The organism is Lactobacillus sp. PV034 (assembly GCF_014522305.1).
In the GTDB taxonomy this organism is placed as follows: Bacteria; Bacillota; Bacilli; order Lactobacillales; family Lactobacillaceae; genus Lactobacillus.
Window position 1 is genome coordinate 366,528 of the sequence record NZ_CP041982.1, and the last position, 17,740, is coordinate 384,267.

15 protein-coding genes and 1 pseudogene are annotated in these 17,740 nt (G+C 32.5%); 10 read left to right on the forward strand and 6 right to left on the reverse strand.

Annotated elements, in window-relative coordinates; genetic code table 11:
- Positions 1-9: 9 nt before the first annotated feature.
- The 6 genes and pseudogenes from pepT to FP432_RS01935 all read left to right on the forward strand — a co-directional run bounded on the left by pepT (position 10) and on the right by FP432_RS01935 (position 5,854).
- A complete protein-coding gene (gene pepT, locus FP432_RS01905) occupies positions 10-1,254 on the forward strand; it encodes a peptidase T (protein WP_265489180.1) in 1,245 nt (414 codons plus the stop codon).
- Positions 1,255-1,688: 434 nt separating this feature from the next.
- Positions 1,689-2,060, forward strand: a complete 372-nt coding sequence (locus FP432_RS01910; RefSeq protein ID WP_265489181.1) for a GntR family transcriptional regulator — start codon at positions 1,689-1,691, stop codon at positions 2,058-2,060.
- A complete protein-coding gene (locus FP432_RS01915; protein WP_265489182.1) occupies positions 2,057-2,764 on the forward strand; it encodes an ABC transporter ATP-binding protein in 708 nt (235 codons plus the stop codon). The genes FP432_RS01910 and FP432_RS01915 overlap by 4 nt, the downstream gene beginning before the upstream one ends.
- A complete protein-coding gene (locus FP432_RS01920) occupies positions 2,764-3,555 on the forward strand; it encodes a hypothetical protein (RefSeq protein ID WP_265489183.1) in 792 nt (263 codons plus the stop codon). The genes FP432_RS01915 and FP432_RS01920 overlap by 1 nt, the downstream gene beginning before the upstream one ends.
- A gap of 5 nt (positions 3,556-3,560) precedes the next feature.
- Positions 3,561-4,376: a hypothetical protein gene (locus FP432_RS01925; RefSeq protein WP_265489184.1), complete on the forward strand. Its 816-nt coding sequence runs from the start codon at positions 3,561-3,563 to the stop codon at positions 4,374-4,376.
- 270 nt (positions 4,377-4,646) lie between these two features.
- Positions 4,647-5,854 (forward strand): annotated as a pseudogene (locus tag FP432_RS01935) (IS110 family transposase).
- A 239-nt stretch (positions 5,855-6,093) separates the two neighbouring features.
- Here FP432_RS01935 and FP432_RS01940 read toward each other — a convergent pair.
- Both FP432_RS01940 and lepB read right to left on the reverse strand, forming a co-directional pair.
- Complete coding sequence (locus tag FP432_RS01940) at positions 6,094-6,279, reverse strand: LBP_cg2779 family protein (protein ID WP_265489185.1); 186 nt, start codon at positions 6,277-6,279, stop codon at positions 6,094-6,096.
- A gap of 21 nt (positions 6,280-6,300) precedes the next feature.
- Entirely contained in the window at positions 6,301-6,888 is a 588-nt protein-coding gene (gene lepB / locus FP432_RS01945; protein WP_265489186.1) for a signal peptidase I, read from the reverse strand.
- Between the two features lie 83 nt (positions 6,889-6,971).
- Between lepB and FP432_RS01950 the strand changes: the two genes are divergently transcribed.
- The 3 genes from FP432_RS01950 to FP432_RS01960 are packed head-to-tail and all read left to right on the forward strand — an operon-like array spanning position 6,972 to position 10,088.
- Positions 6,972-7,715: an SAM-dependent methyltransferase gene (locus tag FP432_RS01950; RefSeq protein ID WP_265489187.1), complete on the forward strand. Its 744-nt coding sequence runs from the start codon at positions 6,972-6,974 to the stop codon at positions 7,713-7,715.
- A complete protein-coding gene (locus FP432_RS01955) occupies positions 7,715-8,695 on the forward strand; it encodes a hypothetical protein (RefSeq protein WP_265489188.1) in 981 nt (326 codons plus the stop codon). Before FP432_RS01950 ends, FP432_RS01955 begins: the two co-directional genes overlap by 1 nt.
- Positions 8,688-10,088 (forward strand): RsmB/NOP family class I SAM-dependent RNA methyltransferase, encoded by a 1,401-nt coding sequence (locus FP432_RS01960; protein WP_265489189.1) that lies wholly within the window; start codon positions 8,688-8,690, stop codon positions 10,086-10,088. The genes FP432_RS01955 and FP432_RS01960 overlap by 8 nt, the downstream gene beginning before the upstream one ends.
- Positions 10,089-10,144: 56 nt before the next feature.
- Here FP432_RS01960 and fni read toward each other — a convergent pair whose 3' ends face one another.
- The 4 genes from fni to mvk are packed head-to-tail and all read right to left on the reverse strand — an operon-like array spanning position 10,145 to position 14,198.
- A complete protein-coding gene (fni, locus tag FP432_RS01965) occupies positions 10,145-11,170 on the reverse strand; it encodes a type 2 isopentenyl-diphosphate Delta-isomerase (protein WP_265489190.1) in 1,026 nt (341 codons plus the stop codon).
- 13 nt (positions 11,171-11,183) lie between these two features.
- Positions 11,184-12,260, reverse strand: coding sequence for a phosphomevalonate kinase (locus FP432_RS01970; RefSeq protein WP_265489191.1), 1,077 nt, complete (start codon positions 12,258-12,260; stop codon positions 11,184-11,186).
- A 32-nt stretch (positions 12,261-12,292) separates the two neighbouring features.
- The gene (mvaD, locus tag FP432_RS01975; protein WP_265489192.1) at positions 12,293-13,258 is read right to left on the reverse strand and encodes a diphosphomevalonate decarboxylase; all 966 of its coding nucleotides are present in this window, start codon (positions 13,256-13,258) and stop codon (positions 12,293-12,295) included.
- A 16-nt stretch (positions 13,259-13,274) separates the two neighbouring features.
- The gene (gene mvk / locus FP432_RS01980) at positions 13,275-14,198 is read right to left on the reverse strand and encodes a mevalonate kinase (protein WP_265489193.1); all 924 of its coding nucleotides are present in this window, start codon (positions 14,196-14,198) and stop codon (positions 13,275-13,277) included.
- 74 nt (positions 14,199-14,272) lie between these two features.
- Between mvk and FP432_RS01985 the strand changes: the two genes are divergently transcribed.
- A complete protein-coding gene (locus FP432_RS01985; protein WP_265489194.1) occupies positions 14,273-17,740 on the forward strand; it encodes a PD-(D/E)XK nuclease family protein in 3,468 nt (1,155 codons plus the stop codon).

Consider the following 17,740-nt stretch of genomic DNA (forward strand, 5'->3'; position numbering starts at 1 on the left):
GAGAATAAAATGTCAGAATATCCAACTTTATTACCTAGATTTTTAAAGTATGTGAAGGTTAACTCGCGTTCTGATGAGCAGGCTGATAGATTTCCTTCAACTCAAAGAGAAGAAGATTTTCAAAAAGATGTAATTATGAAAGATCTTCAAGAATTAGGGCTGGAAGATGTTCATTATAATCAAAAAAGTGGTTGCGTAATTGCTACTATTCCATCCAATTTAGATTATGAAGTACCTACTTTTGGTTTATTAGCTCACTGTGACACAGCGGACTTCGACTCAGAAGATGTTAAACCTCAAATTGTAAAAAATTATGATGGAATTTCAAAAATCCAACTTGGTGAGAGTGAATTTTACCTAGACCCAGAAGTATTTCCACATTTGAAAAATTATAAGGGGCAAACTATTATATCTGCTTCTGGAGACACTTTGCTTGGTGGGGATGATAAGTGTGGTATCTCAGAGCTCATCACCTTTGCAGAGTATTTAATGAAGCATCCAGAAGAAAAGCATGGTAAGATTCGTTTAGCCTTTACTCCTGATGAAGAAATTGGAACAGGTGCACAACATTTTGATGTCGAAGAATTTTGTGCAGATTTTGCCTATACAGTTGATGGAGAAGCACCAGGTAAGTTAGACTGGGGTACATTTTCAGCAGCTCAATTTAGCTTAGACATTCAAGGTGTAAATGTTCATCCAGCGGTAGCAAAGGGTCAAATGATTAATGCGATTCAAGTAGGAATTAATTTCCAAAATGCTTTACCTAAAGATGAAGTCCCAGAACAAACAGATGGGAAAGAGGGATTTTTCCATTTAATGAATTTTGAGGGAACGGTTGACCATGCTCATCTAGATTATATTATTCGTGATTTTGAACGAGATGGCTTAGAAAAGCGTAAAAATTTAGTAAAAAGCATCGTTGAAAAAATGAATAAAGAATTTGGTACTGAACGTATTAAATTAAAGATGTGGGATCAATACTACAATATGGCTGATGAGCTTAAGAAGCATATGGAAATTGTAGATTTGGCACGAGATGCTTACAAGGCTGAAGGATTAACTGTTAATGAAGATCCCGTACGTGGTGGTACAGATGGTTCGCAACTAACTTATATGGGTTTACCATGTCCAAATTTGTTTGCTGGAGAAGAAAACATGCATGGTAGATATGAATATACAGTCCTAGAATCTATGTGGAAAGCAGTAGATGTTTTACGCCAAATTAACCGTTTGAATGTCGAAAGAAACAAGTAATATCAATGAAAAAAAGAGGGGTAGCATTATTGGTGCTAACCCTCTTTTTTTTCATTGCTTTACAAATTTAGGACAATTTTAGGTTAATTTGAGGTGAAAATTATAAAATGTGGAAAAAGTAGTTATAATTTCTTAGAAATTAAAATGTGAAACAAAAACAATAAAATATCTTTATGAATTGTAAAGGTAAATAAATATATTTATTTAAGAAACCCTTTAATATCGGGAAATAAAAATTAAATAACTCTTAAATATTTTTGTACACTTACATTAATAAAATTAAATATTAAAATTATTATCGTACACGACAAAAGGTTAAACGCTTACACAAAATAATTAAAGCAATTTAATTGGAATTGTGAAACAAAAAAGTTTATTGAATTATTTGTTTCAATATAGTAGTGTAATAGTTAATTAATACAGCAGGAGGGAATATGGAATTCCAAGATAATATACCAATATACCAGCAAATTCAAAAATACTTATATAAACAAATAGCATTGGGCTTAATTAAACCAGGAGAGAAAATTCCTTCAGTTAGACAACTAGCTGTTGATTTAACAGTAAATGTTAATACGGTTCAGCGAGCGTTAAATGAAATGAATAACGAAGGTATTTTAGAAGTTAAGCGAGGATTAGGATCATTTGTAACCACTGATATTAATCTGATTACTAATAAACGTCAGGAGTTGATTAAAGAAACTATGAGCGAGTTTTTGGAAAGCACTAGACAATTGGGCTTGACGCCGGAAGAAACGCTAAAAGAACTTAAAAATTACATTGAAGAGGAGAATAAAAGTAAATGAGCGAATGTGTAAAGCTAGCAAAGATAAATTATAAAAAGAACCGTCAGACAATTTTACAAGATGTAAATTTAGAAATTGAATCAGGAAAAATAGTAGCCCTTTTAGGTGAAAATGGTGCAGGTAAGACTACTTTAATGCGAATTATCGCTGGCTTAGCTAAACATTATCAAGGTAATGTGGCCGTAGTAGGAAAAGAAAGTGTAGTTCAAAGAAAAGCTCATTTATCGATGACTGATACCCTTCAGGGCTTTAGTGATGCATCTACGATTGCAGAAATTAAAGTATTTTATACTCATTTATACAAAGATTTTGATGTTCAAGAATTTGAACAACTAAAAGAATTTATGAAACTTAATGATGATATGAAATTAAATCAGTTGTCAAGAGGAATGAAACAAAAATTGGAGATTGCCTTAACATTAAGTCGAAAAGTAGATCTATATTTGCTTGATGAACCATTTTCCGGCATAGATGCTATGGCAAGAAAAAGAATTATTAATTCTATTCTCTTGTGGAAAGAACCTAAATCAACCATGATTATTTCTGATCATTTTGTCAACGAAATTACTTCAATTTTAGATGAAATAGTGATTATCAAAGATAAGACAATCTATCGTCACGCTTCTGCAGAAGATATTCGTAGTGAAGGTAAAAGTATTGAGGAATACTACGAATCCTTATATGAAGACGGAGGTGTTGAGTAGTGTTATCTTCGAGTTCTTTATTAAAATACATGTGGTGTAAAAAGAATAAGACAGTTAATTTACTTCTTTTAATGCAGTTTATTATTGCCATAATTGGAGCTATTTGGTCTGTATGTGCCAACTCTAAATTTACTTTTTGGCAAAAATGGTCTCAAGGTATTGCAATGGTAGGGATCACGACACCATTTGTTATAATTATTTATCTTTTTCTATCGATTTATCGCAATGAAAAGATAAATTCTTCTCAGAGCTGGCAGCTACTACCTATTTCAAGCACAAAGCTGTATTTGATAAATTTGTTTACGGCTATTCTCAATGGTCTTTACCTAGTTCTTGGGCAAATTTTGATGGCTTTGGTAGTCATAATTCCATTAATTTTTGATGAAAAATTTAGAAGGGGAACAGGAATTATTTGGCATAAAATTTGGAGTGATACGACCACTCTTTTCAAAGATGATCTTTCAATTTTCATTCTTAGCATACTTTTGATTTTACTTTTTGCGATTGCCATCTATTTATTCGTAACAACAATTAATTTTGTCAGTACTTTACTCTTAGAACAATTTTCAAAAAATAATACAAAATTTTTACGTTTCTTTTTAGTTATAATCTTAGTGGTTATAGCATTTATAATGGGACTTTACATTATTGATCTTTTGTCTAATGGTAATTTCTTTAGTTCAACAGGTTGGATTGAGGGGTGCCAAGCAAACTTTGTTATGTTAATAATTGATGCCATATTCCTTTCGATAAATCTGTGGCTTTTTCATAATTATCATGAGGGAAGGTAGGAGAAATGACAAGCTTTAAAAGTATTCTATGGGAAGAGTTAAAATTAAAAAGTAAAACAATCTATTCAATTTTCATTATCCAGCTAGTTGCAGGTTTATTAGTTAGTTTTTGGACGATGACCGATCATGTCTTTAGTCCATCGTTCTGGCAGGTAGACTTATTTGTGACGATGACTTGGTCTACAGTCATAGGATTGATTAGTTACTTTGTTATCTCTATTTATCAAAATAAAAATATTTTATTGTCTAAAACTTGGAATCTTGTACCAATCGAAACAGCTAAATTGTTATATACAAATTTTTTATCATCTATCATTGGCTTTTTTTATTTTAGTTTTTTACAGATAGTTTTATTATTAATTTTGTTGCTTCCGATTAATAAGATTTCCTCAACTGAATGGATGATTCATCTTCCTTTTGTCGGACCATATCTTGCATCTTCTTCGTCTTGGTCAAATCTTACGATTGATGATTATTTTAAAATTATTATTCTTGTATTGATTGCAGTTTTATTTATATATATTTTATTTGCATTTATTTCAATTTCTTCTCATGTGTTGAGTAGTTTTGTGAGAATAAAGTATCAAAAATTTGCTAAATTCCTGACAGATTTTGTTTTAATTATTGTCTCTTATTACATGTTTGTTCAGTTTTTTAGAGGAATAGGTGATATTTTACGGATTAATTTTATTATGAAAAATAATTTAACTAATTCAGGGATAGAGACGACAATCTTTTCAATTTTAATACTTGATATCGTATTTCTATTATTGACAACATGGGAAGTAAATAATCTTTTTGAAACTAAAGCACAAAATTAGAAGATAAAACATTCTAAGCTAAATAGTGAATTAGTTATCCGACGGGATAATTAATTCACTATTTTTTATTCTCTTGTAGAATTTAAGTAGTAGTAAAACGATATGTCAAAGCCTTTTTAGACACTTGATGTCGTAGACAAAACTGGCAGTTTTACTTAGGCTATCAATAATCTCTTCGAAGAATGTGGACACGTTGATGTCGAGTTTAGAAAATTAGATCTGATTTCTTAAGTAAATACGTTTTACTACTTAAGCTTAGGGGGTTATATAATGCAAATTACTTTTGGAATTGATGTAAGTAAGTCTACTTCTACTATTTGTGAGCTAATTGGTGAAAGTAAAAATGAATTTACCATTACTAACGACCGTCCTGGTTTTATTAAATTACTGCACGAATTAGCTGCTTTTACTAAACAGCCAGAGAAGCTACTGGTGTTTATTCACGCAGACTACAAGCTTTTCTAGAAGATTACGGTTATGAATATGTTGTGCTTAATCCTCTTAAAGCAAAAAAAGAAATGGATTTGGGACTACGTCATAATAAGACTGATAAAACTGATGCTTATCATTTAGCCTTAATTCAAAGACTTTATCATCATCCAGTTAGTCAAAATCAGTCTCAGTCTTATAAGCAACTCAATGCTTTGAGTCGTTTCTATGACCAGCTAACAGATGATTTAGTCACAGCTAAAAATAGACTTCACCAGGCTTTACAATCAACTTTTCCCGAAATTGAAAATCTATTTTCTACTGCTAAAGGTAATAATTACTGGCAAATAGTTGCTCATTACCCTCATTGCGATTTAGTAAGACAAGAGAACAAAAATCAAATTATTAATTGGCTAATGAATTTAAAAGGTATTGCATTTAAACATGCTCAAAAAACTGCTGATAAACTTATTGAATTAGCTTATCAAGCTTATCCAGTTGTCTCCGAGACTAGTATAGAAGTTCAACAAGTACAATATTATACCCAAAGACTACTTAATCTAAGTAAGCAAAGAGAACAATTAATTACAAGAATGGTTAAACTCGCTAAGACTTTACCTAATCATGATTTAGAAAATCTAGAAAGTATTCCAGGTTTTGCCCAAACTACTGCAGTTAGAGTTTTAGCAGAATTGGGAGATGTACGCAGATTTAGCAATCCCAATAAAATTAATGCTTTTATTGGCATAGATCCAGGTAGATATCAGTCAGGTGAAATGGATTCTAATTTAAGTATTACTAAGCATGGTAATGCAATAGCACGTAAATTGCTTTATCGTGCTATTGGTCAAATTGATAATGCGGCTAAGACTAATCCGTGTCACATAGCAGATTATTATGAAAGCAAAAAGCTATCTTCTCAAACCAAAGGGTTTAAAAAGATAGCTATTGCTTCAATACATAAACTAATCAGAACAATTTATGCCCTGATTATTAATGATCAACTATATGATTACAACGTAGCCACACATAACCAAAAAAGACTTTAGTCGTAATTAATTGATCAACTACATTATAACGCTAAGCCCAAAAATCAGATATAAACTTGGGCTTATTTATCGTGCTTAATTCCAAAAATATATCGACATTAATAGCTACTTAAACTAAAATTCAAGCTAAAAACATAGTCAAACATCGTATTGTGCTTGACTTTACGTAGAAAAAATGGACTAAATAAACTTTACTTTGTTTATTTAGTCCATTTTGTTTTGATAATTAATTATGAAGTTTAGGAATTAGTTTGGATATATTCTAAAATTCGTTCAACTTCTTCTGTTGTATAATTATTTTTCGCCTGTTTCATTGCATGAATTTTTTCAACTGAAAGATGACTTGCAAAAGCAAGGGCAGAATCAGTTACATCATTTTTTGCTTCAAATTCAATGATTTTATTTGATAATTCATCTGGGTTCATAACTTCTATTCCTTTCCAAAATTAGTTGTTAAAAACTTTCATATCATTAAATGGGAAATATCTTACTTTAACTTCACCGACAATTTGACTTTGTTTTACAAAACCAAAGTAACGAGAATCTTTAGAAACATCACGGTGATCACCCATTACAAAGTAGGAGTCCTTAGGAACTTTAGAAACGCCAGTTACCTGCTTTAGGGTGAAATTATTAGTATAAAGTTGCCCCTTAGGCATCTTCTTTTTGTATTGATTTAAATACGGTTCTTTTAGAGCTTTTCCATTCACATAAACCGTATCATTCTTGGCGTAAATTGTATCACCAGGCATCCCAATGATTCTCTTAATATAAAGCTCTCCTGGGGCATCAGGCGCATCAATAATCACTATATCCCCACGTTGAAGTTTTGTATGTCTGACGGCAATGTTTCTATCACCTGATTCAAAAGTTGGCTGCATTGATGGTCCTGAGACCGTTTCATTTGCTAAAACATACTTGAAGAGTAGGAAATACGCAAGCATACATACTACAACGGTAATTACAATCTCAAGAACTGATTTACCTAAGGATTCTTCAGATTGCGGCTTACTATTTTTTTTATTTTTTGACATTTTTTCTCTCCTTTTATTGACCAACTTCTATTATAACTTTTTTTATCAAAATTGAATGGTAAAATCATTATTGGGTAGATATAATGAATAATTATCAGAAGAAATTACATCACATTCAGCAAATCGTTTCTCTTCCAGAAATAGATTTACAAATTACTGAAATTGATCATATTATTGAGAGTTTAAATAAAAAAAGGGTTTTAAAACAAGCACCTGCAAAATTAGGTTTTTACCCAGATCAATTAGAAGAATTACTTGCTAAGAGACCAGTATATAAAGAAGAATTGATTACTTTAACCAATTTATTGGATAATTTTAGAAGCTTTTTGTCACGTCATTTTGGACTTTGGTCGTTAGCTAATCAGACTACAATTGAAGCTATTAAAGAGACTTATCATTGCAAAACTGGGTTAGAATTGATGGCAGGAAATGCTTATTGGTCTAAAGGATTCAATGAAGCAGGGGTAAAAATGCAAGCAACGGATTCCTTCAGTTGGGCTAAAAGTTCAGCTACAGGAAGACAAACCTTTTTTCCAACTAAAATGTATGAAGCTAGTCAAGCAATACGAGAATTCACTGATGTAGACCTTATTATTTGCTGCTGGGCGCCGAATTTTGGTGATGGCGATAAAAAAATATTGGAAACTTGGCGCCAATATGGCAATCCCAAAACAACGCTTTTATTTATTGGAGAGAAGAATGGTGCTACTAATACACCAGCTTTTTGGAAAGAAGCAATTGAAATTCACTCACCTCAATTAAGAAAAATTAATCGATCATTTTCTAGTTTTGATTTTATTGAAGAAAAAATATTTGAGATAAAATAATGAAATTACGCAATTTTATAGTTACACTAATATCTTTAATTTGTTTTATTGGAGTTGGTTTGAGCTTGTCACGTCAACAATCTCAGCGTGCCGATCAAGTTTTGAATAATAGCGGCTTATCTTCCCCATATTACGTATTTGATCCTAAAAGTCACCAAACGATTCAGCAAGTTATTCACTATCTGAACAAGGAGTGGCCTCATACGAATCTCCAAGTCCATTTTCGGTCTAAGTATGATTCAAATCAAATTTTAATTTGGGCTAACTATAATTTAAAATCCCAGCCAATGGCTAATTCAAGTTCAAGATATTTTAATAAGAGTGATTTTAAGGGGAGTATTCCTTTTGCAGTAATTTCATCAGAAACAAAAGAGAATCTTGTAACTTTGCAAAATAATCGATATCTAAATGAAAATGGTCACTATTTTTCCGTTATTGGACAATTAAAAAGGAATAGTGAAAGTCCTTATCGTCAGACAGCATATTATTTAACTACGGGTGAAAAACAAGTTACTGGGAAAGCAAAGGTAGAAAATTTTTATGTTGTCATTGATGGGTTACCAAAGAATAATAAAAATAAAGTTGCTCGCCATTTGAATGCTTCCACTCAAACCGTTAACTACGCTAATAAATATAATAAGCGCCATGGTATAAGTCCAACTAAAAAATTCATTTTTACTTGTATCTGTATAATTATAGCCTTAGTAAATAGTGGTGTTTGGGCAACAATAGCGATTGCCCCGGTAACAAAATTTAGAATAAAAAGTCCTATTCTTACTAAAATATTTACAAATTCATTTTTTAGATTTTTTGTTATAAATACTTTTTTATTAATTGTTTCCAGTATCGTCTTACCATTATTTAATTTTTATTCGAATCTTTCACAACTTTATCAGTTATTAGGATTTTTATGGATAATGGAAAGTTTAACTTTTATTATTGTTTTAATCTTATTACGGAGTAAACGGAAAAATGCTTAAATTACCAACTGAATTTGTCGAAAAATATCAAAAGTTACTTGGACTAGATGAAAGTAAAAAATTCTTTGAAGCAATTGAAGGAGAAAATAAAAAGGGATTTCGCTTAAATCCTTTAAAAAATGATTTTAAAAATGTAAGTTATGACTTAACTCATCCTGTTCCTGGAGTAGATAATGCTTATTATGGGAATATTAATGGCTTAAGTAGTGAATGGACAGGAGGCTATGTCTATTCTCAGGATCCATCAGCAATGTATCCTGCTCAATTTGCGCAAGTAAAACCTGGAGAAAAAGTATTGGATTTGTGTGCGGCTCCTGGAGGAAAATCCACGGCTTTAGCACAAGCTTTAAAGGGAGCGGGCTTATTAGTCGCAAATGAAATATCAGCCAGTCGTGCTAGTAATTTAAGAGAAAATTTAGAGCGCTGGGGTGCAAGTAATGTTTTAGTTACTAATGAAGATACAGAAAGTTTGGCAAAAGTTTTTCCAACTTATTTTGACAAGATTGTTGTTGATGCTCCATGTTCGGGAGAAGGGATGTTTAGAAAAGATCCAGATGCTATTCAGTATTGGTCTCAAGATTATGTGCTTACTTGTCAAAAACGCCAAAAGGATATTTTAAATGAAGCTGTAAAGATGCTGAAGCCAAATGGTGATTTGATTTATTCAACTTGTACTTTTTCACCTGAAGAAGATGAAGAAATAGTTGAATGGCTAAGTGAAAAGTATAATTTTAAAGTTTTAGATTTAGAAAAAGTTGCTGGGATGACATCAGGCGTTCCAAAATGGACCTTAAATAATTTTACTGATGTTGAAAAGACTGGACGTTTCTGGTTTCAAAATGGGGTAGGAGAGGGCCAGTTTGTAGCCTACTTGAGAAAACCTGGGAACGAATCTAGCTCTGATAATCTAGATAAAAAATCTAAAAAGCGAAAAAATAAAAAGAATAAAGATGATTTACCTCATTTAAATAAGAAGGAGAGAGAATTAGTCCAAAAAGTATTGCAAGATTTTACTTTACCTAATTCTCTTACAAATTGGGAAAAAGAGGCTCTTATTAGTAAGGATCATGTATTTATACCAATTATTGATCCAAAAGTAATTAAAAATCTCAGAATATTAAATAATGGGGTTGAACTAGGATTAATGAAAAAGAATAGATTTGAACCTGGCCATCAATTAGCTGAGGTACTAGGTCAACTTCCTCAAAAAAAAGTTGTTGAATTAAAAGATGAGGCCGAATACAGGGCTTATCTACATGGTGAAACTGTTCATTCTGATTTACCATATCGTGGGTATGTTCTAGTTGCATTTGAAGGACATATTTTTAGTTTTGGAAAAGTTGGTAATGATAATATTTTGAAGAATTATTATCCTAAAGGATTAAGAAAATAAAGAAAACCAGGATAAAAAATAGACGAGTAGATAAAGTTCTACTCGTCTATTTTGGTCTAGTTTATTTGTTTAGAAAAAATATATAAATTATTATCTAAATAATATTTAACTTTTTTGGCTTGAGATATGTCTGATAGGCCAAATAATGCCGTTAGCATTACAAGTTGATCCTTAATATTTTCAATTTCTTTAGTTAATTCATCAGTACCACGATAAGCAAATTCTAAAAAATGACTGGCCATTCCAACAAAATTCGCTCCTAACACAAGGCATTTAAAAATATCTAGACTATTTCTAATGCCACCTGAGGCAAATAACTGTTTTGGAAAATCGTGAGCTGCTTGCAACCATAGAAGTGCTTTTGGGGTAGATAAATTGATATCTTCTAAGAAGCTGAGTTCATGATGGGGACGACGGGAATTTTCAATCTTTGCAAAATCAGTTCCCCCACTTCCGCCAAGATCAAAATACTCAAATCCCTCTTTTTGTAAGATTGTAATGGTATCTTTATCTAATCCTTGGCCAACTTCTTTAATAATAATTGGAATATCAATGGAGTTTCTAATTTCCTTAAGGTTATCAAGCCAGAAAAAGTTTCTATCTCCTTCTGGCATAGCTGCTTCTTGAACTGTATTTAGATGAATTTGTAGGGCATCAGCATTTAAATCTCTTACAATCGTTTTAACACTTTGAGAAGAGGTATTAGGATTAACATTTGCAAATAGGAGACCATCAGGATTTTCTTGACGAGCTACATAAAAACTTTGAAGTTGGTCAGGTTCTTTTTCTAAAATACTAGCTGACCCTAAAGCTAAAGGAATATTTGCTTTAGCAGCAGCTTGACCTAATGTCTTATTAATACGAAGGGAAGTTTGTGAACCACCAGTCATTGCATTAATGTAGATAGGGGCAGCGATAGTTTTACCAAATAAGCGAGTATTAATACTTTTTGTTTGATAACTACTTTCAGGTAGCGCAGGTCTAATCAAATGAATATAATCAAAATCTGAAGGTATTTCTTTATTAAAAAACATCTTGGCTAATGCAAGATGTTCTTCTTTTCTTTGAGATCTTTGAGACATAATTTTCCTTAAATTAATGGGTTAATGAATGAACTTTGAAATTTAATGGTAAAATTCCATTCTTGCGCCACAAATTTTTTAATTCAGAAATATCAGTAGAAGAATCGGCAATAACGATTCCACAATCACCATTTCCAGCGCCTGAAGTTTTAGCAGCACCATTAAATTTTTCAGCAATATCAATTAGTTTAGTCAATTTTGGAATTTCAATTGCAATATGATTAAGTGAAGCAAATTTTTTTAAGATAGTGCGGTTAACGCGAATTTGTTGCTTAATTAGATCAATATTACTTGAACTAAACCCTTCAATCATTTTTAGAACACACTGACGGGATTTTTCCAAAAAGTCCTCATATTGATGTTTAATAGATTCCTTTTTAGCATTAGTTTTATCAACTAATTGAGAGGTAGAAGCTGGCTTTTGGCTCCAGCCAATTAAAAGTTCCATGCCAGTAGGTGGAGTTAAAAGATGAATTTTAAGTCCTGGCCAAGCTTCATTTAAAATTGTGCTTAGGCTCTGGTGTTTCAATTCATTAGTAAGCCAATTCTTGTCGAAAGTTTGATAGGCAAGCCAGCCACCATAAACACTAGCTGCAATATCGCCAGCGGAACCATTTCCTTGAACGGTGTAGTGTGAAATAGCAGAAAGTTTGTAAATTAAGTCGTTACTTGCATCAACATTGTAATATTGTAAAATGGCTTTTACCGTTGCAACAGTAACTGCTGCAGAAGAACCTAAACCATATTTTTTTCCATCTGCAGAATCTAGATCTGAATTTACATGAAGATCATATACCGATAGATCGATGCCTTGTTCTAAACAATATTGTTCAGTGAATTTAATGGCTGACAAGATGTATTCAAAAGGATTATCACGATTATCAATTACCATTTTATTGCCTTTGCGTACCCAATGGATTGAATCTTGTGAATATTGTTTTGAATAAATTAAACCACTTGTACTTTTGCTTTTAGAAATCGAAACTCGTACAAATTCGTTTACAGCTACTAAAATAGCAGGACAGTTTTGCTCTAAAACTGCATATTCACCTGCAATATACAGTTTTCCAGGAGCTTTTACAGTAACCAAATAAGTATTCCTCTAATCTATTACCAAATTTTTTAGTCCAAATAAGTTAGTCCAGGACCAAAACTCGCATCAACTATTTTAACATTCCCAAGTAGGTTATGAACAGCAGAAGATATTGAATTAATATTTTTTTCTTGAGTCAAAATCTTAACGTTAGGGCCTGCATCAATTGTGTAATAACATTCAATTCCTTGTTTGCGAAGATTATGGACGAGATGAATGAGCTTAATTGTTGCCGGTTCAAAGTAGGTAAAGCTTGGGGTGGCAGTCAAATTAGTTGAATGCATTTCATTGGCTGAGAGCTCAGCTAATTCACCTAATTTGGAAAAGTCTTTATTTTTAATCGCTACTTCAAGTTCATTAATTTCTAGGTCATTACGATCAAGCCATGGTTGATAAAAAGGAGAGGTTTGAGCATGTAACATCCCTTTACTTGAAGAAATTTTCTTTTCTCCAGTATTGATTTCAACTGCTAGCATATGTAAATCCCAATCTGGATGTTCATTAATTGGGATGGCAATTGATGTAATATCATCACCTTTAATCCATTTTACAAAACCACCATAAACTGAGCGCGTTGCAGATCCTGAACCTAAACGTGCTAAACGCGATAATTGCGGCATAGCAAGATCTAAGTTATAACTTTTAGCAAAAGCACCAGCTAAGGCCGCAAATGCAGAGGCAGAAGAAGCTAAGCCGGCTGCGGTAGGGACGTGGTTATAAGAATGAATTTCAAAATGATCATTTACCTTAAACATCTCTTGAAGCCGGCTAATATAATTAAAAACGCGTTTGCTATGCTCAGCATCTTGTTCTACATCATTTAAATAAAAACGATTTTTAGTCAAAGAGGGATCATGAATGACCTTAGTATCAGTATAAAAAGCATCAAGTGTCATTGATAAGCTAGACATTAAAGGGGTTTTTAATGTTTGATTATCTTTGCCCCAATATTTAATTAGCGCAATATTAGTATGTGCACGTACATTAGCTTCCATAAATTCTTTTTCTCCTCTAAATTTCTTCAATCCAATAATTGGCAAAGTAAGGTTGAGCAAGATGCGCAATTTTTTTGGCAGTTTCTTGGTCAGGACATAAAGAAATGACAATACCTCCCATACCACCACCGGAAAGTTTGGTTCCTAAAGCACCATTAGCTTGAGCAATTTTACTTATTTGATCAATTCGTTTAGTCGAAAGACCAAAAGAGGCAAGGATATTTTGAGCTTGGCTAAAAATTTTACCTACTTTTTGTGGGTTTCGTTGTGCCCAAGCATTTTTGGTCTCATCGGCTAATATTCCAAGTTGGTCTATTTTAGCTTTGTTTTCAGAAGAGGCTTCATACTGCTGCTTTACTAAACTAACGGCTTCTTTAGTATTACCTAATTCTCCCGTATCCATAATTAATAGGGTAGCACCCAAGGAGCCAGTTAATTCTTTTGGACCATCGTTTTTGTTAAAGAAAACAATTGAATCAGCTTTAACTGTTGCGCTGTCGATTCCTGATGCTTTACCATGATTAATCATTTCAGCATGATTGGTAATTGCCATAATTTCAGCATCATCTAAATTTAGCTCTAAATATTTATTTAAAGCAAGCGTAGTACCATAAGCTACTACTGCGCTTGAGCCTAAACCACGTTCCATTGGAATCTCGCCAGTATAGGTAATAGCTATTGGATCATCATACTTAGCTTTTTCCATTAAAGTTTTAAAAACATACTTAAGACCGTCATATTCACTGGGAGCTTTTAAGTAAGGACCGTGGTAATGAGTGGTACTCATCGTACTTTCATCACTTGCCGGTGAGACAGTTGTTGTAATATTTAAAGCTTTAATTGGCATGGCTAGTGCATTCTTCCCATAAACGACTGAGTGTTCACCGATCAAGATAACTTTTCCATGTGCTTTAACATCAAGAGATAAATTATTTTTCATTTTGTGATCCATCCTTTAAAACGACAATTTACTAAGTATCCCTATGATAAAATAATAATAAGGAGAAAATGTCAATGATTAATATTATTACTGGACGTCAAACTGATCATTTACAAAATACAATTTTGGATCAGGCAATTGAAGCTTATCATAAGGATGTGAATCATCCTATATTTATAATTGTACCTAACCATATAAAATTTTCGGTTGAGGTCAGAACACTTAATAAATTATCAAACCTCACTAATCAAAACCAGGTAACAGTTAAAAATTTACAAATTCTTTCTTTTTCACGTCTAGCTTGGTATTTTTTACGAGATAGTCAACAAATTATGCCCGAAATACTTGATGATGCTACAAGTATTATGCTTTTAGAGCAAATTGTTCAAGAAAAAAAAGATGATTTGTTACTATTTAAGGACAATGAAGTAACTCCTGGAGCGCTCAAACAATTATACGATGCAATTTTAATGATGCGTCAGGGTAATTTAGAAATAGATGAATTAGATTATGACAACTTAAATGAAGAAACAAAGTATAAAGTTCATGATTTAAAAATAGTTTCAGAAGAATACATTGAACGCCTAGCAAATAAGTTTGCTCCAAAAGACCAAATGCAATTACTCTTAAATCAGTTTCTAGCTGAAAATGATTTAAAAGAGATCGAATTTTATTTTAGTGACTTTTCACATTTTTCACGCCAGGAGCAGTTAACCTTACAATTAATTGCTAAAAAAGCTAAAAATATGACAATTGCATTTAAAACTCGAAACGGTGCTATTAATTCTCACTTTGAGCCGGGTGATTATGATTATGTGGTCCAAAAAACTATTAATAATCTTGAGCATTTTTTACAAAATCAAGCTTTAAACTATCAGGTTAGTGAAGTTCCAGTCAATAAGACTTTAACCAAACGTGAAAAGTTAAATAATATCTGGGCGAATAATCTCACGCAAACTGATCAAGAGCTTGAAAGTTTTGTTCAACCAGTTAAAGCAGATTCGCGGTATGCTGAAGCCTACTTTGTTGCGCGAACTATTTACCAACAAGTAGCCTTAAATAATTATCGCTATTCTGACTTTTTAGTTTTAGCACCTAATTTAGAAGCTTATGAGACTTATTTGACTCCAATTTTACGTCAAAATAAAATTCCGTTTTTCAATGATTTACAGCGAAAAATGAAATTTCACCCTTTAGTAATAGCAATAGAAAACCTATACCAGATTTATCAGCGTGGCTTTCAAACGAATAATTTACTTGCGTTTATTAAGAGTAATTTATTTGTTCCAGATTGGTATCATAATGATTCAGAATTTCAAAGCGATGTCGATCAGCTAGAAAATTTCGCTTTGGCACATGGTATTAATCAACACTTATGGACGCGCAAGCTCCAAAGTTTTGTTGATGCCCAAGTAATTGCGTTAGATGATTCTAAAGCACAGGTTGAGCGGCTAGAAAGGTTGCGCAAATACTATGTTGATCAAATTGATCAGTTATTTACAGAATTAAAAGTTGAAAAAGATTCTCAAACCGCCTTAACTAAGTTTTGGAACTTTTTAATTCAAAATAGGGTACATAAGCAATTAGAAAATTGGCGTACGCAAGCTAATAATGAAGATGACTTACAAAAGGCGCAAGAGCCTGAGCAAGTATGGTCAACACTGAACCAGCTATTAAAAGATTACCTCTTACTTAATGAGTCTTTTGATTTTGAAAGTTTTTTACAAGTTTTGATAGCTGGGTTTGGGGAGGCTGACTTTTCACAGATTCCATCTACTTTAGATGCAGTTAATATCTCTGAATTAGGGATGGTTCAAGGCCAAGAGTTTAAGCAAGTTTTTATTATGGGAGCTACCAGTAACGACTTGCCACAAATTGAAAAAATTCCTGGCTTTTTTAGCACGGAAAATCTTGAGCAATTAAATCAAAGCTTACAGGAAACGCAAAAAATAGAGGATAGTCAAAAGATTAACAATTTAGATCAAAATTATCAGTTTGGTAGAGCATTAAGTTTAGCCCAAGATAGAATTTATTTATCTTATCCTATTTTGAATACGGCTAATGAAGAACTTGAACCTTCTATTTTTTATCGTCAACTTCTAAATCGCCTAAATCTAAAGGAATATGAACAACACGACCTCCCACAATCTAGTGGCGAGATTTTATCATTTATTACTAATCCAGCTGCAAGTTTAGGATATGTGACCCACTTAAAGCGCGAAAACTATCGCGAGGCTGCACCACTACTTAAGCTTTCACAAGCTGAGCAACCAGATTTAACTAAAGAAGTGCTCCTAGCAACAGAGTTCAAAAATATTCCTCATCAATTAACTCCCGAACTTGCTCAAGCATTATACGGAGCAAACATTGAAACCTCGGTGTCGCAACTTGAAACTTATTACGAAAATTCTTTTGAGTATTTCTTAAATTATGGACTTCATCTGCATAAGCGTTTTGAAAATGAACTTGATGTCGTCCAAGCAGGAAATTACTATCATGAAACTTTTGATCGCTTAGTTAAATACTTACAAGATACTAAATTAGACCTGGTAAGTCTTTCCACAGCCCAATTACAAGAAATTTTGCTTAAAATTCATCAGCAAATGCAAGAACTGGGACGTTATCGTCAACTCTTAACCGATCCTTTTAATCAGTATCTTTTCCGTCAGTTAGATCAAACAACAGAGAATGTAGCTAAGTACTGGCACCGTAATATCAAAAAAACCACCTTTAAACCTCGCTACTCTGAATTAAGTTTTGGCCGCAATCAGCGCGTAAAAGGATTGGACTATAGTTTTACCAATCCAACTGGTGAGCACCAAATTGATTTAAGAGGAAAAATGGATCGCGTAGATCTTGCTGCCAACAGTGACAAAGTAATTGGTGCAGTTATCGATTACAAGTCCTCTGCTAAAAAGTTTGATTTAGGCTTATTTGCCAATGGAATTTCACTTCAAATGGTCTCATACTTGGATGTATTGAAGAAAAATCACGAATTCTTTGCTGGCGATAAAGAACTTGATTTGCTAGGTGCTTTTTATCAAACCATTACTAAGAATGTGGAACGGCTTAATTCTGATACGAATATTTATGCTAACTTTAGTCTGAAAGACATTAAAACTGATAATGATAAAAAGTTAATGTATAACGGTATTTTAAATAAGGACCCAGCTTTATTAGAAAGTATCGAGCCTTTATTACAAGAAGATCGTGCAGTTTCGGAACTTTATACTGGAGTAAAACGAAAAGTCGATGGAAGTTTGACTTTGCCGCGAGAAACGAGCTTTTCTAGTGATGATTTAGATAAGATTTTGAAATATAATTCTTACTTGATTGAGCAAGCAGCACAAAAAATACTTAATGGTAATATCGAGCTTAATCCATATCGTTATAATAAAAAGACACCGCTACAATATTCTGACTTTAAAGATATTTTCTTCTTTGATGCCATGTTAAAAGAAAATAATTACCATAAAATTACTTCTTTGAAAAAGAAAGAGTTGTTAGACCTAATTAAGGAAAAATTAGATAAGGAGGATTGA

What these genes read in the sequence shown, in the direction of transcription:
- pepT (WP_265489180.1), top strand. Translation starts at nt 10, where the DNA reads ATGTCAGAATATCCAACTTTATTACCTAGATTTTTAAAGTATGTGAAG.
- FP432_RS01910 (WP_265489181.1), top strand. Translation starts at nt 1,689, where the DNA reads ATGGAATTCCAAGATAATATACCAATATACCAGCAAATTCAAAAATAC.
- FP432_RS01915 (WP_265489182.1), top strand. Translation starts at nt 2,057, where the DNA reads ATGAGCGAATGTGTAAAGCTAGCAAAGATAAATTATAAAAAGAACCGT.
- FP432_RS01925 (WP_265489184.1), top strand. Translation starts at nt 3,561, where the DNA reads ATGACAAGCTTTAAAAGTATTCTATGGGAAGAGTTAAAATTAAAAAGT.
- FP432_RS01940 (WP_265489185.1), bottom strand. Translation starts at nt 6,279, where the DNA reads ATGAACCCAGATGAATTATCAAATAAAATCATTGAATTTGAAGCAAAA.
- lepB (WP_265489186.1), bottom strand. Translation starts at nt 6,888, where the DNA reads ATGTCAAAAAATAAAAAAAATAGTAAGCCGCAATCTGAAGAATCCTTA.
- FP432_RS01950 (WP_265489187.1), top strand. Translation starts at nt 6,972, where the DNA reads ATGAATAATTATCAGAAGAAATTACATCACATTCAGCAAATCGTTTCT.
- FP432_RS01955 (WP_265489188.1), top strand. Translation starts at nt 7,715, where the DNA reads ATGAAATTACGCAATTTTATAGTTACACTAATATCTTTAATTTGTTTT.
- FP432_RS01960 (WP_265489189.1), top strand. Translation starts at nt 8,688, where the DNA reads ATGCTTAAATTACCAACTGAATTTGTCGAAAAATATCAAAAGTTACTT.
- fni (WP_265489190.1), bottom strand. Translation starts at nt 11,170, where the DNA reads ATGTCTCAAAGATCTCAAAGAAAAGAAGAACATCTTGCATTAGCCAAG.
- mvaD (WP_265489192.1), bottom strand. Translation starts at nt 13,258, where the DNA reads ATGGAAGCTAATGTACGTGCACATACTAATATTGCGCTAATTAAATAT.
- mvk (WP_265489193.1), bottom strand. Translation starts at nt 14,198, where the DNA reads ATGAAAAATAATTTATCTCTTGATGTTAAAGCACATGGAAAAGTTATC.
- FP432_RS01985 (WP_265489194.1), top strand. Translation starts at nt 14,273, where the DNA reads ATGATTAATATTATTACTGGACGTCAAACTGATCATTTACAAAATACA.